The 25249-nt window shown below is 41.4% G+C and carries 17 protein-coding genes and 2 tRNA genes; 4 read left to right on the forward strand and 15 right to left on the reverse strand.

The annotated features are described in order from the left end of the window. Positions 1-211 precede the first annotated feature (211 nt). Positions 212-1411, forward strand: coding sequence for an Nramp family divalent metal transporter (locus PSR9079_RS17075; RefSeq protein WP_149982550.1), 1200 nt, complete (start codon positions 212-214; stop codon positions 1409-1411). 25 nt (positions 1412-1436) lie between these two features. Here the strand turns inward: PSR9079_RS17075 and PSR9079_RS17080 are convergent, their stop codons facing one another. The 10 genes from PSR9079_RS17080 to PSR9079_RS17125 all read right to left on the reverse strand — a co-directional run bounded on the left by PSR9079_RS17080 (position 1437) and on the right by PSR9079_RS17125 (position 19075). Next, positions 1437-1841 carry an MAPEG family protein gene (locus PSR9079_RS17080; RefSeq protein WP_149982551.1) on the reverse strand — a complete coding sequence of 135 codons (405 nt, stop codon included), beginning with the start codon at positions 1839-1841 and terminating at the stop codon, positions 1437-1439. A 115-nt stretch (positions 1842-1956) separates the two neighbouring features. After that, entirely contained in the window at positions 1957-2820 is an 864-nt protein-coding gene (locus PSR9079_RS17085; protein WP_149982552.1) for a PhzF family phenazine biosynthesis protein, read from the reverse strand. A 164-nt stretch (positions 2821-2984) separates the two neighbouring features. Next, positions 2985-3851 carry a CARB/PSE/RTG family carbenicillin-hydrolyzing class A beta-lactamase gene (blaCARB, locus tag PSR9079_RS17090; protein ID WP_149982553.1) on the reverse strand — a complete coding sequence of 289 codons (867 nt, stop codon included), beginning with the start codon at positions 3849-3851 and terminating at the stop codon, positions 2985-2987. A gap of 135 nt (positions 3852-3986) precedes the next feature. Beyond that, the gene (gene recD / locus PSR9079_RS17095; protein ID WP_149982554.1) at positions 3987-5960 is read right to left on the reverse strand and encodes an exodeoxyribonuclease V subunit alpha; all 1974 of its coding nucleotides are present in this window, start codon (positions 5958-5960) and stop codon (positions 3987-3989) included. Then, positions 5957-9577, reverse strand: a complete 3621-nt coding sequence (recB, locus tag PSR9079_RS17100) for an exodeoxyribonuclease V subunit beta (protein WP_149982555.1) — start codon at positions 9575-9577, stop codon at positions 5957-5959. Before recB ends, recD begins: the two co-directional genes overlap by 4 nt. Further along, positions 9564-12872, reverse strand: coding sequence for an exodeoxyribonuclease V subunit gamma (gene recC / locus PSR9079_RS17105; protein ID WP_149982556.1), 3309 nt, complete (start codon positions 12870-12872; stop codon positions 9564-9566). The genes recB and recC overlap by 14 nt, the downstream gene beginning before the upstream one ends. A gap of 167 nt (positions 12873-13039) precedes the next feature. Beyond that, the gene (locus PSR9079_RS17110; RefSeq protein ID WP_149982557.1) at positions 13040-14104 is read right to left on the reverse strand and encodes an alkaline phosphatase D family protein; all 1065 of its coding nucleotides are present in this window, start codon (positions 14102-14104) and stop codon (positions 13040-13042) included. Then, positions 14101-15228, reverse strand: a complete 1128-nt coding sequence (locus PSR9079_RS17115; protein ID WP_149982558.1) for an alkaline phosphatase family protein — start codon at positions 15226-15228, stop codon at positions 14101-14103. Before PSR9079_RS17115 ends, PSR9079_RS17110 begins: the two co-directional genes overlap by 4 nt. 66 nt (positions 15229-15294) lie before the next feature. Further along, a complete protein-coding gene (locus PSR9079_RS17120) occupies positions 15295-17664 on the reverse strand; it encodes a TonB-dependent receptor domain-containing protein (protein WP_149982559.1) in 2370 nt (789 codons plus the stop codon). A 367-nt stretch (positions 17665-18031) separates the two neighbouring features. After that, a complete protein-coding gene (locus tag PSR9079_RS17125) occupies positions 18032-19075 on the reverse strand; it encodes an alkene reductase (RefSeq protein WP_149982560.1) in 1044 nt (347 codons plus the stop codon). Positions 19076-19220: 145 nt separating this feature from the next. Between PSR9079_RS17125 and PSR9079_RS17130 the strand changes: the two genes are divergently transcribed. Together PSR9079_RS17130 and PSR9079_RS17135 are read left to right on the forward strand one after the other, a co-directional pair. Next, positions 19221-19802: a TetR/AcrR family transcriptional regulator gene (locus PSR9079_RS17130; RefSeq protein WP_149982561.1), complete on the forward strand. Its 582-nt coding sequence runs from the start codon at positions 19221-19223 to the stop codon at positions 19800-19802. A 72-nt stretch (positions 19803-19874) separates the two neighbouring features. After that, positions 19875-20270 (forward strand): DUF2750 domain-containing protein, encoded by a 396-nt coding sequence (locus PSR9079_RS17135; protein WP_149982562.1) that lies wholly within the window; start codon positions 19875-19877, stop codon positions 20268-20270. An 82-nt stretch (positions 20271-20352) separates the two neighbouring features. On the opposite strand, the gene PSR9079_RS17140 is transcribed toward PSR9079_RS17135, so the two are convergent. After that, complete coding sequence (locus PSR9079_RS17140) at positions 20353-20829, reverse strand: gluconokinase (protein WP_149982572.1); 477 nt, start codon at positions 20827-20829, stop codon at positions 20353-20355. Between the two features lie 186 nt (positions 20830-21015). Between PSR9079_RS17140 and gntU the strand changes: the two genes are divergently transcribed. Continuing rightward, on the forward strand, positions 21016-22359 hold the full coding sequence (gene gntU / locus PSR9079_RS17145) for a gluconate transporter (protein WP_149982563.1): 1344 nt from the start codon (positions 21016-21018) through the stop codon (positions 22357-22359). Between the two features lie 43 nt (positions 22360-22402). Here gntU and gntR read toward each other — a convergent pair whose 3' ends face one another. The 4 genes from gntR to PSR9079_RS17165 form a co-directional block, all read right to left on the reverse strand. Then, complete coding sequence (gene gntR, locus PSR9079_RS17150) at positions 22403-23410, reverse strand: gluconate operon transcriptional repressor GntR (protein ID WP_149982564.1); 1008 nt, start codon at positions 23408-23410, stop codon at positions 22403-22405. A 229-nt stretch (positions 23411-23639) separates the two neighbouring features. After that, positions 23640-23729 (reverse strand) — tRNA-Ser (locus PSR9079_RS17155). Positions 23730-23878: 149 nt separating this feature from the next. After that, positions 23879-24919, reverse strand: a complete 1041-nt coding sequence (gene nadA, locus PSR9079_RS17160; RefSeq protein WP_149982565.1) for a quinolinate synthase NadA — start codon at positions 24917-24919, stop codon at positions 23879-23881. Between the two features lie 207 nt (positions 24920-25126). Further along, positions 25127-25202: transfer RNA gene (locus PSR9079_RS17165), tRNA-Lys, on the reverse strand. Positions 25203-25249: the final 47 nt, after the last annotated feature.

The raw sequence follows: 25249 nt of genomic DNA on the forward strand, positions 1-25249 counted from the left end.
AACGCGCCACACCCCCTTTAAATTTATATATAAGTTGGTATGCTACGCGACCTTTTTTAACATATGATTATCATCAAAAAAGGGTTTGCCAAGGGGCGGCTATCGCTGCAAGGCACTTAATATAAGTGGCAGCAATAATACAGGCATCGCGTTATAAAACGTTAGATGTAACTTTAAATAGCAATATACAAAAGTACTATTAAGGTCAATTATGCGATTAGGACCAGGACTACTCGTCACCGCTGCCTTCATTGGACCAGGGACTATTACGACTGCCAGCGTGGCAGGTGCAAACTTTGGTTTTGCACTAATATGGACATTACTGCTTTCAGTAATTGCCACCATATTATTACAATCTATGGCGGCGCGCCTTGGCGTAGCCACCGGGCAAGATTTAGCGCAAGCGCTAAGAGCCCACATTGAAACGCCCCTATTTAAATCGCTCGCTATATTTTTAGTGATCAGCGCCATTGGAGTAGGCAGTGCCGCCTATGAAGCTGGCAACCTTAGCGGTGCCAGTATGGGATTAATTGAAATATTTCCTCATGTTAATGCCCAGCTTTGGACGCCACTCATTGCATTTTTAAGTGCGGTGTTACTTTACAGCGGTAAACACAAAGTCGTTGAAAATGCGCTTATTTTATTAGTGATTTTAATGAGCCTAGTGTTTATCTCTACGTTAGTTATGGCTGCTCCCTCGCTGAGTGATGTGTTAGCAGGGTTTATTCCTAGTATGCCAGAGGGTTCAATTACCACGGTACTGGCATTAGTGGGCACCACCATAGTGCCGTATAACTTATTTTTACACTCAGGTGTTTTAGCTGCAAGGCACGACAGTAAAAGTGATAAGCAAAAAGTCATTAAGCAAACTAATGTAGATACGGGTGTGTCTATCACCTTAGGTGGCGTGATCACGCTGGCTATTTTATCAACCGCGTCAGTGGCATTTTATGGCACAGATGCAGGGCAAATTAGCGCTGCCAACATGGCGGTACAACTTGAGCCATTACTTGGCGATGCTGCCCATTACTTTTTTGCTATTGGCTTATTTGCAGCAGGTTTAACCAGCGCAATTACAGCCCCCCTTGCCGGTGCGTATGCAGTATGTGGCATGTTAGGTTGGTCAAATAAAATGGATAACACCCGCTTTAAAAGTGTCGCCATTGTTATTTTATTATTTGGTGCAGCCGTGGCGTCTCTGGGTTTAGACCCTGTTGCCGTGATAATTTTTGCCCAAGCCGCTAATGGCTTATTACTGCCTATTGTAACCACCTACCTAGTGTGGCTGGTTAACCAAAAAACAGTAATGGGCAAATACACCAACTCACTGCTGGTAAACTTAGTTACTTTACCGGTGTTAGTGCTTATTTTTGGCCTAAGTGGTTACAAGCTGTTTAGTTTGATTTTTTGATACGTTTGCGAGTCTTTCCACCTTGTTAACTGCTCATTTTTTCAATGAAATACATCACCCACATTGCGAGTACTGCGATGAAGTTAATTGTAAAAACACTTCCTCGCAGCCTGATGTTTGAAGTGAATATTTGAACGCCACTGTGCAACACTCGCCCAGCGATAAAGACCCAAGCCAGCAAATAATAAGCTGAACTAATTGTTGAATCAGTAGAAATTAAAAGCACACAAACCAGATGAAAAAATACCGGCCACTCGAATTGGTTGCTCAAATTAGCGCTGAGTTTTGGCTGTATAGATTGAAATGGATTAGAGCCATCCGCTCTTTTACCAAGCCCCCATACACTTGGGGCTCTGGCAATAGTGAGCAAACCATATAGCACAACACACAAAATCACGTGTGCGAACATGGGCAAAAATATAGTATTCATTTCACACTGAGTCCTTTAAAGTAATCTAACCTTCGCTAAAACAAGCTTCTTCAACATAGAATAAAAACAGTCAATTGTACGCTATTGTCAATTACTAGGCTTAAGAGAGTAGCTGTTATACGGCAACTATTACTGAGCCTATACTATTGGCAAAACCACCCACCTTTACGCTGTTTATTATTGAATTGTTAGACTCAACTGATGCTGTAATTATTGAATGGCAATTCATAGCCCTACCTTGTTCAAAAACATATTCACTTCCTAACTCAGTAAGGTGCTCGGTAAGGTAACATGCTAAAGCCCCACAAGAGCTTCCTGTTGCTGACTCTTCAGAAATACCAAACAAAGGAGCAAAGTTACGGCAGCTGGCTGTATGTTTACTTTGCACTTCACAAAGCTCAAAAACATGAAAGCCAACAAGGTTATGCTGTTTGCAAAAATCAGCGATACGTTCATCGTTTGGCTCTATTGCATCTAAATAGCCATGAGGAACAGCAATAATGACATCGGCTAGTCCTGTTGAAATAGCTTCAATAGGTAAGTTTGTGCTTTCAAGTATATTACTTTCAATACCTATCACATGGGCAATTTCTTGATATGAAAAACCAGCTATTTTTTCAGGTAATTGCTGCACCATGACAACCTTACCATTTGGTTCAATACTCACTGATAACATGCCAGCCTTGGTGCGCTGAACATAAGTGCCCGCAGTAAGCATACCTTCTTGGAACATAGTAGAAAAAGTAGCTAACGTAGCATGGCCACAAAAATCAACTTCTGCTGTTGTAGTAAAAAAAGACACCTCAAAATCAGCTTCATTATCACTAGCAACAAAAGCCGTTTCTGAATACCCGACAACTTGAGCAATTTTTAATTTTTCAGCATCTGAGAGATTGTCAGCATTAAACACAACACCAGCAGGGTTGCCACCTTTGCCATTTACTGTAAACGCGCTTACCAAAACAACTTCAATATCCACCTGTACCTACTCCCTCTATAACGAGCCTTAAAAGTGACTCGTTTTATTTATCTTTTAGTCCATCAACCATAGCCGAGTTGCTATTTTGATTCAATGGTTTAGCTGTTCTGGCAGGAGCATCAGACCTTACTCTTTATCCATGAAAGACCTCAACGTTAGCTTTATCAACGAGACTGCGATGTATAAACTTTAAAAATGGAGTTCCCTAGTTTAGCGATCACCTCATTGCGTTCTTTCATTGAGACCTCAGTTTGCGCTATGTAGATGCTAATTATGATCGGTGATTGATGTTCACTCCATACTACAGCTGTAATGCTTCGAGCACCAAAGCCACCAGCCCCGGAACGATCGGCTATGTTCCAACCTTCAGGCAACACTGAGCGCAACAAGTTACCCGTTACTTGGTTATTGACCATCCATGCTTTTAACTTTTCTTGGCTCATTGGAGAAAGTGTTGAGCCGAATAATAGCTCATTTAAAATGTTTGCTATTGATTTAGGAGTCGTTGTATCCCTTAAGTCTCCTGGTATTCCTTCATTTAACTCGGGCTCAAAACGGTCTAAGCGAGTTTTTTCATCCCCTGTGTGCCTTACAAAATCAGTTATGCTTTCTGTGCCCCCTACTGCATTTATGATGATGTTTGCCGCGGTATTATCACTTGTTTTCATGGTTGCAGAGCACACATCATCGAGGGTTATTGCTTGTCCTACATACTTTTCTATAACCGGAGAATACGTCACAAGATCTGTCTTTTTAATTTTGACTGTACTATTAAGATTAATATCCCCTTGCTCAGAGTCATACAATAACTTTGCACAAGCAATTGTTTTAAAAGTACTTGTCAAAGGGAAGCGTTCATCACCTTTGTAATCCCAGTATTCTCCATTTTTAGTATCAAGAACCGTTACCCCTATCCGGCCCGAAAGCGTCACTTCTATTAACCTAGCTTCTTGCTCCACTTGTTGAAATTTTGGGCTATGTGAAAATGCCACAAATGGTATTAAAAGCAAAATAACCAATAAAGAATTCATCTATTTAACCCCATGATTCTGATTAACCAGCATTTTATATAAAAGCATCTGTGACAACAAAAAAGCTAAAGCTTGACCTACATGATAAATTTAACGGGGTCAGATCAAGCAGCTTAAAACTTAAAGCTTTCCCTTTCAAAGCTCCACCAACCTCTCATACAATCCTGATGCCCTGCTGACTGATTTATTCATTGCCATTAACAACACTTTTTTATCAGCCACCAGCTCGAAAGTGTTTTTAGCGCGGGTAATGCCGGTGTAGACTAACTGGCGGTTGATGCCGGCAGTTGCTTGGTTTTGTGGTGGCAGTACCATAGCCGTATAGGCAAACTCGGAGCCTTGTGATTTATGAATAGTCATTACATAAACAGTGTCATGGGCTGGTAGTCTGGCTGGTGAAAATGCCCGTTGATTGCCCTGCTCGTCAATAAATATGGCTTTGAGCTGGGCACTGTCGTCGTGCATTAAAATCCCAATATCTCCATTAAATAGTTTTAGCTGATAATCGTTTTGCGCAATCATAATCGGCATGCCCAAATAATGCCGCTGATTTGAGTTTACATTAATCAATCCTTGCTGGCTTAATTGCGTTTCAATGCGTTTATTTAAACTATGAACGCCGTAATCGCCTTCGCGTACTGCAGCTAACAACTGGTAACTGGCAAAAGCTTTATGTATGTCTTGTACGCTCGCGTGTTGTTTAATTAAATTAAGATACTGAGCGTATTTACTGGCGGCGCTTTGTACTAGTTTATCAATCGGTTTACTTACAATGTCATAGTCTAAAATAACGTCTTTAAATTGGCCGCTGCTCAGCTCTTGCTCTACATAATTGAGCTTGCCGCTGTTATTGGTATTAACCGCTAATGCTAATTGACCTATGCCGCTGTCGGCTGTGAAACGGTAACTGTGCTGTAAAAACGCGATACAGTCGGCCAGTTTGAATTGACTATTACCTGCGACTAATTTGCGCTGGTTATTAAAGCATAAGCTGTTTAGTTCAGCGCAACGCGCCTCTGAATAACTTGGCGTTTGACCAAGCACTAAACCTTGGCATAAATCGCTCATTACACTGCCGGTATCAACCGAGGCAAGCTGGTCTTTGTCACCGAGTAATATAAGTCGCGCATGCTCTGGTAAGGCCTCAATTAGTTTAGCCATCAGCGATAAATCAACCATCGACGCTTCATCAATGATCAATACATCTAAATGCAATGGATTACTGCGGTTATGCCTAAACTTATTAGTAAACGGTTTTACCCCCAGTAACCGGTGAATCGTTTGCGCGCTTTCTGGGATCAGCGGCGTAATAGCAGCGCTTATTTTATCTTTTAACTGTTGTTTTGCCCCAAGGATTGATTCACTTAATCGCGCAGCGGCTTTGCCTGTCGGTGCCACCAACTTAATACTCAGTGGGGCATTTTGATAAAGCGATTGTAAAATTGCTAGTAGCTTAGTCACGGTCGTGGTTTTACCTGTACCTGGTCCACCGGTAATAACGCTAAAGCCTTTGGTTGCTGCCATCGCACAGGCGACCTTTTGCCAATCGAGCCCTTGCTCTGGTGCATCTTGTTCGGGGAAATAGTCACAAAGTAACTGAGTTAACTTATCGCTATCAATATCGAGCTTACGCTCACTCATTAACAACAATCTTGATGCCAGTGTTTGCTCATAACCGCTTAGACGTGCAAAATAAAGTCGTTGTTCAAGTAACTGTAACGGTTTAGTCTCCCCGACACTAGGATGGTTTTGCAAGCAATTAATTGCCTCTGCGGTGGTAAATGTGTCGCTAAAAGGGCTGAGTGTGTCAGGAATTATGCCCGCTAGTTTGGTAAAATCACTTTGGCGTAAATTAAACGGATTACGCCAATCTATCTGCGCTAAATCTAAACAGCTGTGCTGACTTTGCTGCGATAAACAGAGTAATAAAACCAGTGAATAAACGTCGTTTGGTTGTTGAGTTTGCTCACTGCTACACAGTAATTCTGCCAGTTTTATATCAACCATTCGTAGCCGGTTTTCGCTAAGTAGGTAATCAAATAATGGCACTATTTGTACGTCGTTCGTCGCTGCTGTTGCAATGGCTGTATTGGTATCTAACACGCTCATAGCATTGCTCCTTGGCTATTTTCGGTTGCCTCATCTATGCTTTGGGCAACACTGCCTTGACTAAAAAGCCCATCTAAAATAATAACTTGCTCGGCGGTCAACTTTTTAAAGTACACACCTTTTCCATCTGCCATACCACGTAAAAAGGTGTAATATACGCCACCTAAATGCTGCTCAATGCTATAATTGTTGATCCGTTGTTTTAATAACCGATGCAATGCCACGGTGTAAATTAGATACTGTAAATGGTACTGGTGGCTACTCATAGCTTGCTCTAAATGCTCTTGCTCATAATCAGTTGGCTGGTTGCCTAAAAAGTTAGACTTATAATCCAAAATAAAATACTGCTCGTTATGACAAAATATTAAATCGACAAACCCTTTTAATAAGCCTTTTACATCATAAAAATCGAGCCTACTTTGATTAAAACCAAAGTGCTTAATCAATGTTTCATTCAAGCCTTTTGCCGTTAAACTGGTAATTGGCAGATTAAACTCCATTTCAACCAAACAATCCCGTGGCGTTAATTTACTTAAACTTAAACCGTTTTCATTCAATGCGCAGTTTAACGCGGCAAGCACCCATTGCTCAGTTGTTTCTTGCCATTGGTCACTAATGTGGTATTTGTTCAAGCTACGCTCAACTACCACGCTTAGGTTTTGCTCATGGTTTGTGGGGTGCTGCTCTGGGCTGGTGAAATCCAGTTGCTCAAAAATCTCGTGTAAACAACTACCCGGTTTTGCCCCCTTGGGAAAGCTATAAGGTGAGCGAATATCGTCTTGTTGCGTGGCAAACTCATCTTTTTGATGATCTTCGTCGCTGCGCCCAGGTTCTAAATGCTCGCTATGACTTTTAAAACTCAGCGCACTAAAACTGGTGGTGCGCCAATCACGTTCAATTTTAACTTTAACCTTATTAACACTCACACTGTGACTTTGTGTTTGGCTTGATTGCAGTGATAATGCACCCTGCTGAGATAACTCTTCGCTAGTAAACTGTTGATAGCTCATGGCTGGTTTGTCAGCACAAAACTCTTGTAAATGCGTGCGCCACACTAAACTACTGGTGATATCAAGTCCTGCAAATAATACATGCCCTAAGGAGCTACTTTGAATTGCCAACCGACTACTTTGTCCTTGGCCTAGGTTATACATACCAATTGCGCAGTAATGAACGGCGCGAGTGAGTGCAACATACAATAACCGTAAATCTTCAGCTAGGCGTTCTTGCTCCGCTTTTTGTAACGCATCGTCATTTTTACTGAGATCGTAAATCAGCTGGCCATCTTGATGATACAACGCATCTTTCGTTTCACGATACCCGCTGGCAAATGGCATAAATACCAGCGGATATTCAAGCCCTTTTGAAGCATGCATAGTGACTATTTTTACCAAATTGGCATCACTCTCAAGGCGTACTTGCACGGTTTCACCATCTTGTTGACTTACTTGCTGCGCAAACCAACGTAATAACCGTAAAGTACCCTCTAGCTCGATTTGTTTTTGCTGTAGGATCTCGCCTAAATGACGAAAATCGGTCAGCCAACGTTCAACGTTGTAACCCAACCCTTGCCATTTCGCGCTTAATTGATTGTGACTGAGTAAGTGCTCAAGCATTGCCATAGCACCTTGTTTGTACCAAATAGAGCTCAGGTAAACAAAAAAGTTAAGATGCTCTTGCCACTGTGCTTCATCATCAGCCAAGGCATAAATGTCATTATAACTTAAGCAAAATAGTGGCCCAGCTAACACGCCGCGCAACAGTGATTCGTTGTATTGGCCATGTAAAGCCGATAAAAAATTAAGTAAATGATGGCTCAGCTCTTGGCTAAATACACTCTCACGGGATAAGTACACGCTCGCAATTTTGGCATCACTGAGGGCTTTTTTCATAATTTGCGCTTCAACCCGATCACGCACCAAAATACAAATATCTGCCGCCGTGACTGGCTTATTCGCAATACACGCACGCCCTTGCTGTGCTTGCTCAAGTAAGGTCACTATTTTATTGGCAAAATAGCTAGCTAAATGTTGCTGGCCAATGCCTTTATTAGTTGGTTTATTTTTTTCATCTGCGGCGCTATCTGCAAACACACAAAACTCAAAGGCGGTGGCAGGTTGGCCATCAATTAAAAACGATTTATCGGCTTTTTTACCTTGTGCCGCCACGCGATTAAACGGGATCGCATCGTTATAAATAAAGCTGTTATCGTGTTTACTAAACAGTGCATTGACGCTTGCAACCACATCGCTACTGGAACGAAAGTTAGTACCAAGGGTAAATTGCTGCTCCTTTGCCACTTCGTGTTTAGCACCAATGTACGTAAAAATATCCGCGCCCCTAAAACCGTAAATAGCTTGTTTAGGGTCGCCTATCATGGCAAGCGTGGTGTTTTCTTGGCTATAAATTTTACTAAAAATACCGTACTGAATGGGATCAGTATCTTGAAACTCATCAATCATCGCTACCGGGAACAACTGCGCTATTTTTTCTGCCAGTGCTGCGCCTTGCTCTGTATTGAGTGCACTGTGCAAATTAGTTAATAAATCATCAGGAGTTATAACGCTTTGCTCTTGCTTGCGTTTTACAATGGCTTGTTTAACCCAACTTGCCGCATGTTGCACAATAGCAATTGCCAAGCCTTGATTAACGGTGTTAACAAGCTTCGCCATTTCATCAAACTGGCTAAGCATTACATGACTAAACAAAGGCTGATTTTTTTTATAATTAGCTTCGTCACTGAGGTTTTCAGTACTCCATATTTCATAAGAGTACTTGTTTGTACCAAACTCAAAAAACAGCTCATCACCTTTACAAAATGCCTCAAGCGCTGCAAGGCTACCTTTACGTGCAGGTGTTTTGGCACCACTTAAGCCAGAGCTTTTTACAGCTGCAATAAATTCGCTATCAAGGCAGGCTTTTTTAAAGCTCGCGACTTTACCAAGATATAGCTCGCGTGCTTGCCACACATCATCTAGTTTTATTTGCGGGTTAACCAGCGCATTGCCTTTATTAAGTATGTTCGCCACTTTACTAAATAACGCTTCAGGGGCAGCAAATACCTCTAAAATTGCATCGGTTTTTTCTTTATTGAGTGGATATACAAACACTCGCCAAAAATCTTTAATGGTTTCAAGCAAGATCTCCCGTTGATCTAAAATAAACTCCAAATTAAACGCCACACCAGACTCAAACGCATGCTGTTTTAACATTCGTTGGCAAAAACCATGAATGGTGAATATTGCTGCTTCATCCATGGATTTAGCGGCGGCATCGAGTAAATCAAATGCACGGTGTTTATCATCGATTGTGGCGATCACAGCATTGATCAGCTCATCCTCTGTTGCTTGGCCAAGCAGTGCATCACGTGCGGCTATAATACGAGTGCGCACACGGTTTTTAATTTCTTGGGTGGCGGCATCGGTAAACGTAACGACTAATATTTGTTCAACACTAAGCGGAGTATTTACGGGCGATGAGTGTTGTTGCGCGATTTGCATGCCGAGTAAATAACGTAAATATAAACCTGTAATAGTATAAGTTTTACCGGTGCCTGCACTGGCTTCAATGAGACTTTGCCCAATAAGCGGCATGGTAAGTGGATTAAGCGCTTGCATGGTCACTCTCCTTTGCATGTGCAAATAACGGCGCAAGTAGCATATCGCTCCAGCGTATAAATTCCTCTTGGCACTCATTCAACGATTGCGTTGTTAAGCGAATATAGGGGTTCTCGCCCTCGCCTCGGCCAATATATTGTGGGCTAAATTTGCTCATTGCTTTGCCAATATCGCCACCACTTTTTACGTACTCATAGCCACTCACAGGAAAAAACGCCACTGGTTCTTTAAGTAGTGCGTTATATAAAGTAAACCAATCTTGCAACAGTGCTTGGGCATCTGCTTTATCCAAAGCTGCAAAAGTGATTTGTTTATCAAGCCCAAGTAATACAGTTTCTACATGTTGATCCACGCACTGCGCAACAAGGTGATATATAAAGCCCTTGATGAGATCTTTTGCCTTGATACTGGCACTGCGATAAAACACTTGTTTGTGCTGATAAAGATGATTTAACCAGCCTTCAAGCTCAGTACTGTTGTTATCACTGTGAAGTGTTAGCGCAACTTCAATCGGTTCATTTTTGCCGCCCTTGATGTGCTCTTTAACTTGCCCTGCCAGTGCATCAACCCGGTGCTGCATTTTCTCAAAGATCAAATCTCCAACATGCGCCTGCGGTAACTCGCCTCGTTGCAGTATTTGCTCACGACTAAGGGGCTGCTCAAAAATAGCCGCTTCGAGTATTTCGTCGAGATAAAAATAACGCTGCAGTGCGTCTAAACTAAATGGCTCTTCATCTTTAGCTACTTCGTTAAATTGTGCTAAACGCAACCCTAAACTTTGCTGATAAAAACTCTCTTGTGCATTGCATACGCTGCGGATAAACATATCCAGCTCAAGATGTTCAGGTGCGCTGACCTCAAGCGCCGTCAGTGGCTCTGGGATTATCGCCTGAGCGGGTAACCAAATTGGATTATAACTGTGATTGGATTGCAGCGTATTAGTGGTATCTGCCTGATAATTTAGGCTATTAAAAGGCTGTAAATGCTGTTTATTGATCAAACACTCAGGCAAGGTTTGCTCACTTGGCTCAGCAAATTTGAAACTGCGGCCAATGTATTCTAGTAATTCACTCACTAAGGTTGATGGCATACGCGGTTGATTATCAAAACATGAACGGCCAATATAACTCATGTATAAGTTATCACGGGCACTGAGCAGCGCTTCTAAAAATAAGTAACGGTCATCTAATTTGCGCGATCGGTCACCTTTTTGCTTTTTCGAATAAGGCACTAAATCAAAACCAATCGGCTGCACCGTTCGTGGGTAATCGGCATCGTTAAGCCCTAACATACACACCACTTTAAATGGCACAGCACGCATTGGCATTAGCGTACAAAAGTTCACTTGGCCGACTAAAAAGCGTTGCCCTACACCTTTTTCTTGAATGCCTTGTTTAATTAAATAACTCACAATACGCTGTGACACTACTTGCGTGTAATCGCCATTATCATGGTGCTTTTGCAGCTCTTCCAGCACCTTTTGCAGTACCAGTAAATCCCAGCTATCGTCGCTTTCGCTCTCGTAAATAGCCGTTAATAGTTCACTCAGGATAAGGGTTTTATTAGTTAGCGTGTCGTCTGGAGTGAGCCTGTGTTTAAAGTGTTGCAATACATCAATAAAATGCACTAATTTATTGAGTGTATCAAGTGCCATCCCTTCCACTTCATCAGCGCTATATATGCCATTAAACGGGCATTGTTCATCACGTTGGGCAATACCTAACAATAAGCGGTTTAAGCCATGTTGCCAGGTATTTAATTCTATCGCGGGTAAATCAAAGCTATGCTTATGCTCGGCGTTTATTCCCCACTTGACGCCAACACGCTCAAGCCAATATTGAATTTGCTCATATTCGTGCGCTTCAACACTAAACTTTTCAGCTATTTGCGTCACTTGCAGTAAATCAAGGATATCTGACACACCAAAGCGCGAAAACGGCAGATCAGCTAAGCTTGCAAACGAACTCAGTACCGGTTTTTCTTGCTCAATGGCTAGATCGGCTAACGCATAGGGAATAAAACGGTTACCCTGCGCACCACCAAATACCGCTTCGATGTAAGGGCTATAAGTGCCAACATCCGGCATCATTACTATAATATCTTTTGGGGTGAGTGCGGGGTTTTGATTAAATAAATTAAGTAAGTAATCGTGCAAACGCTCAACTTCTCTAAGTGGAGTATGGCAATCACTTAGAGCAATGCTGGTATCGGTAGCGCTTATTGCAAGCTTACCTTCATCGTTTATAAACCATTCTTTATTGTCAGTAAGGGATTCACCTTTAAACGCTAACTGGTAAATTTCGCTTTGAATTTGACCAAGTAAACTGTCGTCAAACACATCAATAAAGCCATCAATCCAGCTTGCGTCACGCTGTACCAGTTGTTCAAAGTAATCACGGCCTAATTTACCCCACGATGATAACAACGGATTACCAATAAAATAGTAGTCTTGCTCTGGCTCACTTTGCTTTTTTTGCTGCGCTTCCAGCAATGGCATTTTGGCGTATTTAGCCGTTATTTTAGCTGCCGTTTTTTCATCAATTAAATCCCCCCAATAATGTTCGCTGGGATTAAAAAAGAATAAAAACACCTCAGTTTTTTTACTTAATGCATCAAACACATCAAGTTGCGAACTGGCAATGGCTGAAATACCAAATAAACTGATCCGCTTTGGTAATAAGCTACTGTCCATTTTATCAAGCGCGGCTAATAACTGCCCTTGCATATTGGCGCGATGAAACTGACTTTGCCCAAGCACTTGACTATGCGCTACTATTTTTCTCCACAGATCAGGCTGCCACGGCGCGATACTAATATCTACATCATCTAATTTATCAGTGCCGCTGTCCCATGTGGCTATCCAGTGCGGACGGTACATTAAATATTGGTCATATACATCGGCTATTTTTTCACATAAAGCAAAGGTTTTTTGACCGTCAGTGTCACCTGCTAAGTAGGTTTTAAGGGGTAAATATAACGGTTCATCAATGCAGTTTGGTAAAATAGCAAATAACTTCCAAGCAAGATTAGGTTTATTAAACGCCGACTCTTTGGGTACATTCGGTAATAGCTGCTGGTATAACTGCCAAATGAAGCTCGATGGCAATGGAAAATCTACCTGTGCTGCCACCCCCAAACTTTCACTTAAACCAATTTTTAGCCACTGCGACATACCCGGAGATTGCACCAACACCACTTCTTTATCAAACAGGCTGCTTAATGGGTTTACTTTTAAAAGCTGATGAAACTGCGCTTGCAGGGCTTCCATACGGTTAGATTGAATAATATTGAGCATTGCGACACTGTTCTTGCTTGAGATAAAAACAGTGTAAGATATTTTCAATTATAGGGGTAGCCATTGTCGCTAATTGGCATTAATAAATCAGCGAGTTAGCACAATAATTAACTCACTTTTTATACGCACAGTATAGCTACTGTGCGTTTTATTTTCTGAGGGAGTCATTATTTATATGGGCTAATACTTGATAAGCTAAATTGGCTTTGCATGATCACATCGCCATCAATGCCTTTTAGCTGGAGTGAAATAGCTGGATCTGTTTGTTGCCAATCAATGCTTAAATCACCGTAATTAACGTCATGTGTGAACTTCCCCACGCGGTGTTTATTAGGACTGACGTTTTTCCATTTTTCAGTAAGGCCTGAGCTGGTCATTTCAATCAGTGGATAATCAAGGTTTTGTTCATACCTTGATATCTCACCCCAATGTGTGTCACCACTGATAATTACCACGCCGTTTACTTTGTGTTTTTTAATTAACGCAAATAAACGGTTTCTATCCTCCGGAAAATTAGCCCACGACTCCCAGCCGGTAAAGTCAGGCAGTAACTGTAAGCTCGAAGCAATCAGTTTAATTGCAGCAGGCTTTTTAAGCTCTTGTGCAAGCCATTGCCACTGCGCTTCACCTAACATCGATGCGCCTTTTACTTTACTTGGGCTATAAGGCCCTTGATTATTCGCTTTACGCTCAGTCTTGTATTGTGTTTCACTAACGTGGTTAAGTGCATCGCGGTTCCAACGCAGATCAGGCATGATCACTTGTATCGTGTGCTCACCTTCGCCATACATATACGAGGTATAAATCCCATCAGCACGTGTGCGACGCACTGAACCCGTTGGCTCTTGCCAAAAGTCGAGCATAATTTCCCGAGACTGTTCTTTATGTGGGTACTCTTTACCTGCATCATTTTGGCCAAAATCATGATCATCCCACATGGCAATAAGGGGAGTCTGTGCTTTTAACGTTTTAAAGCCAGGCTTAGCGCCTAAGCGCTGATATTTATCGGCAAGTACGCGCATATCGTTGGTGTCGCCGTAGATGTTATCACCCAAAAAGATAAACAAATCTGCCTGCTCTTTATTGATCGCGTCAAAAATCGGAATATCTTTATCTTGATGCCCACATGAGCCAAACAGTATTTTTTGCGGCGTTAGTTTTTGCGGTGTACTTAATACTGAAAAACTCGCAACAATGCTTACCAATGCGGCCGCTTTAATTAAATGCTTCATTTTAAAATCTCATCAATTGCATCCGCCATAGCGGGATTAAGCTGCTTAGGGTTTTCGCCAAGTACGGTTAAAATCGTTGCCGCAACTTGTGCTTGTTTGAGCTCTGTTGTTGTTTTTAATAAACCTTGCGGTTTAATATCTGGGCCAATTGCAGCTAACCAAATATGCTCAGAGCCAATAATTCCCTCAGGAAAAGCTTTACGACCTTGCTCCGATTTTGCCATTGCTTGTTTTGAACTATGATGCTGCCAATCATTAGCGTTACTGCCACGGCCATGATCCGTGGTGATAATAAGCGTTGTGTTATTTTTATAGCCAGGTGTAGTCTGAATGGTTTGCCATAAATCTTTGATAAAAGCGTCACTTTGTTTAGCCGACTGCAAATAGTGATCGTAATGACCATCATGGGCAAAATCATCGGTTTCACCTAAGCTGATCACTAATAACTTAGGCTTTTTTGCCAGCATATAAGCTTTGGCAAAACGATATGTAAAACTGTCTAAACGCACATTATGCCAAGGACTTGGGATCTCCTGTTGTAAAGCATTTAATAGTGGCGCATCGGCAAATAAGTCTGCCTCAATTGGCATAAAACCCGCATTTACATATACGTCGCTGCGTTTGGTATTAACAATAAACGGAAATACATCCCAACTACCAAATAAGGCGGTTTTATTTTTATAGTCAGCGCGTTGCTCTAATCGCTCTAAAATAGTTTTATTTGGATTTGGCGTTTTATCATTACTGTTAATTGCCTCATCAACACTGCCAGTTAAGATCTCACTGTAGCCTGGGTATGAAAAATACCACGGGTTACTCACCGACATTGTTGAACCATTCTCTCTATCGCCAATTAACACACCGTGTTGAGCAATCGTATTGCTAATAAATGGCATTAACTGAGCTTGTCGGGCGTGTTTGTCATCGCGCCAAAACTGTTGTTTCAATTGCTCTGGCTGTTTAACAAAATCGGGATTTGCTAACAATTTTTGATCGGCGCCGTTAAATACCTCTTGCCAGCGCACACCATCAAGCGTCACAAGCACGACATTATCACTGGCTTTGACAATATGACTTACCATTAATGTACAGCCTATTACGGCCAGTTTAGCTATTGCTTTCATAGTATTCCTATCAATAAAAACCCATCAACAAGGATGGGTTTTGGTTATTATTTTTATAATTAGGGCTTAAAAATTAGCAGTAAATGTAAGTGCTGCAGTTCGTGGTGCACCAATAAAATAAGTGCTGCCATTACCTGTCCCACCCGCTAAATACTGTTTATCTGTTACGTTAGTGACAGCAAAGGCAATATCGATTGATTTAAATGGGCCGGCATTGACGTCTGCAGCATAACCGGCATTGATATCAAGCACGGTATAACCATCAACTTTATTACGTGTACGAGTTTGCTCATCTAAAAATGCACCTAAGCGTTCACCGGTATATTTAGCGGATATACCAAAGCGGAAGTCGCCACTGTAATAATCGGTCGAAAGCACAAACATATCGCTTGGTGAATCGATTACGTCATCGCCTTTTTTAAAGCTTGGCGGTAGCGCTTTTCCGTCTTCATCTTTGAGGATAACACCATCGGCATCGTAGGCACTTGGATCGTGCGATGCGTATTCAGAGCTGTTATTAGTATATGAAGTATAAATATTCCATTCATTTGTAAGCATATAACTTGCTGATAGTTCAATACCTTGCGAGTCAATACCACCTACATTGATGTAAGAGCCATTTGTACCTATCGTATAATCAATCCCGCCGGTATCACTGCCAGGTGCGATAAAGGTGATACGGTTATCAAAGGCAATAGAATAAGCGGTCGCAGTTAGGCTCAAGCGGTCTGCTTTATAACGTACACCAAAGTCGATATTTTCAGCTGTTTCTGGTTCAATTTCTGTGAGTGTAGAACTATCACGCTCCAGCACACCATCTTTAATTGCTGAGAAATTTTCACTAAAACTGGCAAATAACTCAGTACTGCTAGTTAGCTGGTACAAAGCACCTGCACTAAATAACACATCTGAATCACTGTTTATTTTATCAGAGCGTAGATCTGCAAAATGATCGTATTTTTGTAATTCAACTAAATACTGTTTAGCGCCAAGATTAACTGTAAAATCGCCTAGGCTGATAGAATCTTGTACGTACCACTTAAAGGTATCTGTTTCAAAAGTATTTTTATATTGCGTCCAGTATGGGGTGCTATCAAAGTGATGATACACGCGAGCGTCAATAACTTTATGCCAATCACGAGATTCGTCACGATCAGTTTGCTCAAGCCAAATACCTGCTTCAATATCGTGCATCCCTAAGGTTAATTTATAATCGGCGGTTAAACCTAAACGGTCCTTGTCATAGTGTGTATGGCGATATGACATTACCGGTATTGCCGAATCTGGGTAACACGCCGGATTCAACCCTGTGCCTGAATCCCATGGCCAACTGAGTGTATCCGTACAATTTGCGTTAGGCGTTAATGGCTTACCTTGGCTATCTGCAAAACCATATGAGCCAGCATTTGTGCCGCCTTCGGTTGTTGGATTACCGTCTTTGTCGACAGGTGATGTTAAATAAGGTGGGATCCAATCACCACGCCCTGAGTTTTTATGGTAATAAGGGCTGATTGTTAATAATGATGAAGGTGAGATTGCATATTCAAACTTTACGTAACCTAACGCATTTTCACGCAATGTACCCCAACCTTCTGCAAACATTTGGTCAAAGTGTGGCACGCCAGTCCAATTCCAAGTTAGTTGATCCCAATTTGGTGTTTGCGCAAATTGCTGCAAGCTCACACTGTTATAGTTAGTCTCACTTACATCATCATACGATAAACGCCCTGTTACAGTCAGCGCATTAAAGTTAGATACAAATTTAGCCTCAGCATGTTGATTATCTTTACCGCCATTACTGCCATCACCTATCCAGCGGCTAGTATTGGTTTGTGAATAACTCACATAAGCTTGCGTGTTATCAAAGAGAGTGCCAGTTTCATGCTTAAAATAATAACGAGTCGCATCATGGTCACCATTGGTGTAAGCAAATGTAGTTCCTCGCTCAAGGCTAGGATCTTTACTTACAAAATTAAACGTACCACCGAGCGCTTCAAGTGATGCCGAGGCGATATCTGAGGTACCTTGGCCCACTTCAACTGTGGCTAAGTTTTCGCTGTCTAGGTAGCGATTAGCTTTTGCACCACCGCCATAATTAGAGCCGCCGTTTGGAATACCATCAACCGTCATACCTAACTGCTGTTGATTACCATCGATACTAAAGCCGCGCATCGTAATAGTGGTAGACCAATCATCACCACCAAATGCATCACCTTCGTTAATACTAATTCCCGGTAGGTTATCCATCACCGATAATACACTTGATACCGAACTCTGCTGTTCAATCATTGATTGCTCAATCACACTATTTGCAAAGCTCGTTGGTTTTGCCACTACCGTGACTTCTTCTATTTCATTGGTATTTGCAAAGCTATTAGTTGAAAACGCTAAAGCGATTGCTAAGCTTAAAGTCGATCTTTTAGTAAAAGTACGCATTGTTGTCCCATTTGCAATTATTGTTTTGTATACGGGCAAAGTATGGAGGGAATATATGACAAAAAAGCTCGAAAAAATTGACGTAACAGTGACAAAAATATTGATTATTTATGGCAACAATGCAGCTTAACCAATTAACATATAAAGATATTATAATTTAAATAACAGTCTATCGCGGTAATATTTGTAGGAAATAGAGAGGGAGTTAAATCAATACGAAAGAGTATTTTTCACAGTATTAGTAACGATTAAAAAGCAATATTGCTAATCGCAAATAAATACCTAAAACGAGTTTGCAATCAACATGCATGGCGTTAATGCAACCACCTACGGGCGTAGGTGGTTTAGTGACTAAAATAAATTACGTTTAAATTAGTTCAGCCAGCATTTCATCACTATACGGAACCACTTCTTCAGCATTTTTGATTTTACTGATGTAATCTGGGTTTGCAATAAACGGGCGACCAATAGCAATTAAATCAAACTTATTGGCGTTAATCGCAGCTTTAGCCGTGTCAAAATCATAGCTACCAACACCCACTAAAGTACCTGAATAAGCCGCACGTAAATATTCTGACGTCGTTTTATCTGCAAGGCTTGCAAAGCGCATGCTATCGTCAAAAATACCGCCATGTAAGTAAGCGAGTGCTCGGCTATTCAACTCGTTTAAGAGGTAATCAAATACCGCTTTATCGCGGCTATCTTCGCTCATATTAAAGTAAGCACCAGGAGATAAACGTAGCCCAGTTTTATCTGCGCCGATGACGTTAATTACCGCATCAACAACTTCAAGTGCAAAACGCGACATATTCTCTGGAGTTTGCCCGTATTCATCATCACGCTCATTGGCTGCATAATGTAAAAACTGATCGATTAAGTAACCATTCGCACCATGGATCTCAACGCCATCAAACCCAGCTTCAAGTGCATTCTCTGCAGCCTTTGCATAATCTGCAATTAATGACTTAATATCGGCAGTGGTTGCTGCTTTTGGGGTAATATAAGTAAGCTCACGCATACGTGGTACAGAGCCTTCAACACCAATCGCAGATGGGGCTAAAACGTCGCCATCAAAAAAGTGTGGATGTGCAACCCGACCAACATGCCAAAGTTGTGCAAACATTTTACCGCCCTGCTCATGCACAGCATCGGTTACTTTTTTCCAGCCTTGAATTTGTGCGCTGGTAAATAAACCTGGCGTATTCGGGTAACCTTGCGCATCAGGGCGAATAATCGTGGCTTCACTAATTATTAAACCGGCTTCAGCACGGCGTGCGTAGTAATCAACCATCGCTTGGGTTGGCACTAAGTTATCGTCAGCCATACAACGCGTTAGCGGTGCCATAAGTATACGGTTTTGTAATTCAATCGTGTCATTAAGCTTAAACGGTTGCAGTAGATCAGTGGTCATTCTTATCAATCCTTATCTTGAGTGTACATTCAAGATAAGGGCGAACAATAAAACATTCAAGTCTATTTTTGAATATTTGTTCAAGATTAAGTAAACTAACCCCACATACACCTTATAAGTCAAATAGAATGCAACAGAGCGCCCTATGAGAATAGCCGAATTTGACCGTGAATTTGTACTTCGCCAAGCAATGCTGGCTTTTATGCAACACGGTTATGCTAAAACGAGTATGCAAAAATTAACGCAAGTTACAGCGCTTCATCCGGGATCTTTATATGCAGCATTTGGTAATAAAAAAGGTATTTTTTTAGCCGCTATTGAGCAATACCAGGCTGATCGAAATCAGCAATTTACGGCACTTTTTTGTCAACATAAACCCGTTTTACCAAGCCTACGCCAATACTTAGACTCAATAGTCAACGAGTGCATCAGTGGTGATGCGATGAAAGTATGTTTACTGACTAAAAGTATTAGTGAAGTTGAAGGGCAAGATCCACAGATCAGCCACGTACTGATGACAAATTTAAATGCCTACGAAAACGCCCTCGCCGAACAATTTGAGCGCGCGATAAAAGCAGGTGAAATCCCAAACACACGCACAGCTGAGCATCTAGCTCGTTTTTTAGCAATGGGCCTTTACGGCTTGAGAACCTATGCACTGACTAACCGCTGCGAACAAGATCTAAGCCAACTCGCCGACGATTTATACCACGCAATGTGTAATTAATTTTTAACTAATCGACATTTTGTCATATTAGTCAATATACTATACCTAAGCCATTCTAGAGAGAGTCTATTAATGAGTAATGCAACTGCAACCGCATCTGAAAAATTCGAGACAATCTTAAATTTAGGAGCCAAAAAAAGATTGGCTTTTATGTTTGAGACCGTCCAAGAGTTCAAACAAGTGTGGATATTAAATGACGACGATGGCTGTGTTATGCTCGCCAACGAAGATGATGATTGTGTACCGGTATGGCCTGAACGTATTTATGCCGAGGCATGGGCGACCGGTGAGTGGGGAAATTGCACAGCTAAAGCAATTCCATTGAAAGATTGGACAACCCGATGGACACCCGGTCTTGAACAAGATGACTTACTTATCGCCGTTTTTCCAACTGAAGAAGACGACGGCACAATTTTATTTCCTGATGAATTTGATTCACAACTAAAAGCACCTAAAAAGCGTTACTAATTGAATATGTATCAGTCGCAGGTTACTTGGTTTCCTGCGACTTTTATTACTCACACATCCTCTGAAAGAAGCACTTTATAGTTTATTTCAAGGTCGCTTTAAAACAACTTTCAACTACGTCTGCAAATGGTTGGTCTATATCGATAGTAATAACATTGTTTTCATCCGGCATTTCAAGCGTATCAAATTGGCTTTTTAACAATTCAACTGGCATAAAGTGGCCGGTTCTATCCTGCATTCTTTTTTTCACTAGTTCAAACTCACCATGAAGGTGTAAAAACGTAATTCCCACATTGCCATCACATATTTGCTGACGGTATTTTTGCTTCAAGGAAGAGCATACTATCACTGCGACTTCATTTTTCTTTTCAATACTAAAAGCAGCATCACGAATTCTTTCTAACCACGGCGTTCTATCATTATCATTAAGTGGCTCCCCAGCAGACATTTTTAATATATTTGCTTTTGGATGCAGGTCATCACCATCAATAAACTTAACGTTCATTTTTTTTGCTAATGCTGAGCCAACACTTGATTTGCCAGTGCTTGATACGCCCATAATAATAAATATACGCCCAGTTTTTTTTTGGCTCACTTAATTAACCTCTATTTAATTTTAAATTCATTGCTGTTCAATGTATTTATTATTTTAAGTTACAGGTAGTATGTTACCCGTAACAATTGATTATGTGAAGTTAAACAAAATTAACCGAAAAATGATTAAGATCGTATTAGTAGGAAGTATATGTCAGATTTATCTTTAATTTTAACTGCAGTAGGCTCTATCTTTTTATTACTTTTTCTCGTAATGAAAGTAAGGCTTCATGCCGTTGTATCTTTGATATTAGTCTCGATGATCGCAGGATTGTGCTCAGGTATGAGCCCTGAAATGATCACAAAAACAATTGAAAAAGGCATGGCTGGCACACTCGGCTTTGTAGCTGTAGTGGTTGCCTTAGGTGCTATGTTTGGCAAGGTTATGGAAGAAACGGGTGCACTGGATCGCATTGCACATACTCTTTTACACAGGTTTGGTGATAAAAATGCCAATTGGGCACTGACTTTTACTGGTTTCATTTGTGCTTTACCATTATTTTTTGATGTTGCTGTGGTGCTTTTAATTGGGATTGTTTTTGCGGTGGTCAGAAAAGGCGGCGGCAGTGTAATTAAAATTGGCATTGGTTTACTAGCAGGAATAGCATCTTGCCAAGCATTTTTAATTCCCGCGCCGGGCCCTATTTTAGTGGCTTCTGAATTAGGGGCTGACTATGGCTATATGATTTTGTTTGGCTTACTTGCAGGTATTCCCGCGATGCTACTTGGCGGCCCTATCTGGGGAGCGTTTATCTCAAAATCTATTCATGTTGAACTGCCCGCTCATGCTCAAACAGAGAACGAAATAAGAGAAGGTAAAGGCACTCCTAGCTTCGCTCTTGCCCTTGGTTTAATTGCCCTACCTTTGTTTATGATCAGCTTAAACACACTAGGTGGTCGGTTTGTGCAAAACGACTCGAACATCGCACATTGGCTTGCATTTATTGGTCATCCTTTTACTGCCATTTTAACCGCTTGCTTAATGGCTTTTTATCTTCTGGGTGCCAGACGAGGTGTGCCTAATAGCCGAATAATGGAGATCTGCGGTAGTGCGCTGCAACCCGCGGGAGTCATTATTCTTGTAACCGGTGCTGGTGGTGTGTTCAAACAAGTATTAATTGATTCTGGTGTCGGTGATGCATTGGGTAATTATCTTGCAGGTTCAGGTTTACCCATTGTTATTTTAGCGTTTATTTTATCCGCGGCAGTTAGAGTAATTCAAGGTTCTGCAACCGTTGCTATGCTAACAGCATGTGGCTTAATTACCCCAATGTTAGCGCCTCTTGGGCTCAGTGGCGCGCAACTTGCTGCAATTACGATTGCGATAGGTGGTGGCTCTATCGTGCTTTCTCATGTTAATGACTCGGGGTTTTGGCTGGCAAGTCGCTATCTTGGTCTAACTGAAATGCAAACTCTTAAAACGTGGACCGTGATGGAAACAATTATTGGTACATGTGGCGCGATAGTCGCAATATTGATCTCGCTGTTTCTATAGCGACTAAATGCTCAAGCTATATTCGCTTGAGCATTTTTTAATACTAAGCACTTTCGCCTAAATTAATTTTATAACCCACATCAAAAACCCGGTCTTTAGCTATAATATCAAGCTTGTTATCAATCGCACTTAGTAACGTTTCACCAGCAAGATTACCAATCCGTTGACGTGGCGTTATTACACTGGCAAGTTGCGGCACCATAGATTGACCGACATCGTGACCATGAAAGCCAACAATAGCCATTTGCTCTGGTACTGCTATATTACTTTTTTGACACTCGAAAATCGCACCAATCGCCAAGTCATCATTGGTACAAAAAACACAGTCTGTATCAGGGTAATCCTTGAGTGTTTTCACTATAAGCTTGGCACCTAAACTATACGACGATGGTTTATCTGTCATGATACTTTGTGGCGTCAATCCCCTTTTAGTCATCGCAGCGGTATAACCTTGCAGTTTCAGTTTGGTTCTCATATCGAGCCTGGCACCTAAATAAACAATATGTTTATAGCCTTTATCTATAAGAGCGCAGGTCATATCAAAGGCCGCTTTAATATTATCAAAGCCAATTGAATACTGAATGGGTGGATGGTTAATATCCATTATTTCAACAACTGGAATACCTGCCATTTTTATCATTTGCCGTGTTCGTTCGGTGTGAATTGTCTCAGATAATATCAATCCATCGACATGATAAGACAATAAATACTCCACCCTTTTCTCTTCAATCTCTGGGCTATAACCATAATGCGCGAGCATGGTTTGATAACCTGCCGGTTCAGTTATTTCTTCAATTCCTCGGATCACTTGCGCAAACACTTGGTTAGTCAATGATGGAACCAGCACACCAATAGAAAAGCTTTTCGCATTTGACAATAAATCGGGGGCTTTATTAGGTATATAACCAAGTAAATCAATCGCTGCACTGATTTTACTGCGCGTAGCCTCAGATACTTTCGTAGGACTTTTTAAATAACGACTTACCGTCATTTTAGTCATACCTACAGCATCGGCTATATCCTGCAAAGAGGAACGTTTACTTTTTTTCATTACAGATAATTTATTTTTAATGTTACATGTAACATAACAATTTCGGTTGCAATTAGCCACTTCAACAATCTATCCAATATTCACCAGTCTATGCCAGAAATGCGTATAAGATTAATAAGTAGTATTGAAAGGGATTAAGGAAAGTAAAAACTAATAAAGTATAAGACCACTTATTGCCTGAATACCACAAACAAAAAAGGACGCCATGAGGCGTCCTAATATTGAATAATGGCGGAGGAAGAGGGATTCGAACCCTCGTTAGGGATTAACCTAAACACACTTTCCAGGCGTGCGCCTTCAGCCACTCAGCCATCCCTCCGCAGGTTACCATTTGGTAACGCGGCGTAATAGTATGAAATAGCGCGCGGCGGTGCAAGGTGTTTTTCCCTTTTGCCTGTTAACTGCCTAGTAAACAAACAAAAAAGGCCGCTGATAGCAATACCAGCGGCCTTATCTTTATAGCCTAGTTTAGCGTTGGAGTGACGCTGAGAAATCGAGCATACGATTAAGCGACTTGAGTGCGCCTTCACGAAGGTCCATATCTACAAACACTTCTTTGCCAGTTGCATCTAATAACGCTTCCTCAATCGCTTTGAGGCCGTTCATTGCCATCCACGGGCAGTGCGCACAACTCTTGCATGTTGCGCCTTCACCAGCAGTTGGTGCGGCAACAAATTCTTTATCTGGGCATAACTGCTGCATTTTATAAAAAATACCGCGATCTGTAGCTACAATAAACTTTTGATTGTTCATCGTTTGTGCCGCTTTGATCAATTGACTGGTTGAACCTACTGCATCAGCTAACGCTACAATCTCTGCTGGTGATTCTGGATGAACCAAAACGCCAGCATCAGGGTACAGCGCTTTCATGTCTTTTAACGCTTTGGTTTTAAATTCGTCATGCACGATACATGCGCCATTCCACATGATCATATCAGCGCCAGTATTCTTTTGAATATATGCACCTAAATGTTTATCTGGGCCCCAAATGATTTTTTCACCCATTTCATCTAGGTGCTCAACAATCTCAAGGGCACACGATGAGGTAACAATCCAATCAGCGCGAGCTTTAACGGCAGTTGATGTATTTGCGTATACAACTACTTTACGATCAGGGTGCTGATCACAAAACGCAGAGAACTCATCAATTGGGCAACCAATATCAAGCGAACAGGTTGCTTCTAGTGTTGGCATAACCACGGTTTTATTCGGTGTCAGTATTTTTGCTGTTTCACCCATAAAACGTACACCAGCAACGATAATCATGTCGGCATCGTGCTTAGCACCAAAGCGAGCCATTTCTAGCGAATCAGCAACACAACCACCGGTTTCTTCTGCAAGCGCTTGAATTTCAGGATCAGTATAATAATGGGCAACCAATACGGCATTTTTATCAATCAATAATTGTTTGATACGTGCTTTGTATTGCGCCTGCTCATCATTATTCAATGGAGCTGGTTTAGGAGGAAAGATATAACCTTCAGGCATAATAGTTTGAGCTAAATTCATTTCTCGACCACTTAATCTACAGTGCAATTATGGGGCGGATTATACGAGAATATAAAACTAAATAACAGTAATGGTGAGCAAAGCAATTTGATTAACGCAATTATATTTAGCTTGACGATGATTATGTAAGTGTTTTTTGCTTTTTATATGAAGCGATATGAATTTACTAACTGGGAGTCAGGTAAACTGAAATTGAATAAACCAGAATGGTGGGTCATGATGGACTTGAACCATCGACCAATGGATTAAAAGTCCACTGCTCTACCAACTGAGCTAATGACCCGCTCTGATGTGCCTAAGCACGCTGCGTAAATCCGCCGATTATAACCA

The sequence above is a fragment of the Pseudoalteromonas rhizosphaerae genome, assembly GCF_902498845.1.
Classification (GTDB): domain Bacteria; phylum Pseudomonadota; class Gammaproteobacteria; order Enterobacterales; family Alteromonadaceae; genus Pseudoalteromonas; species Pseudoalteromonas rhizosphaerae.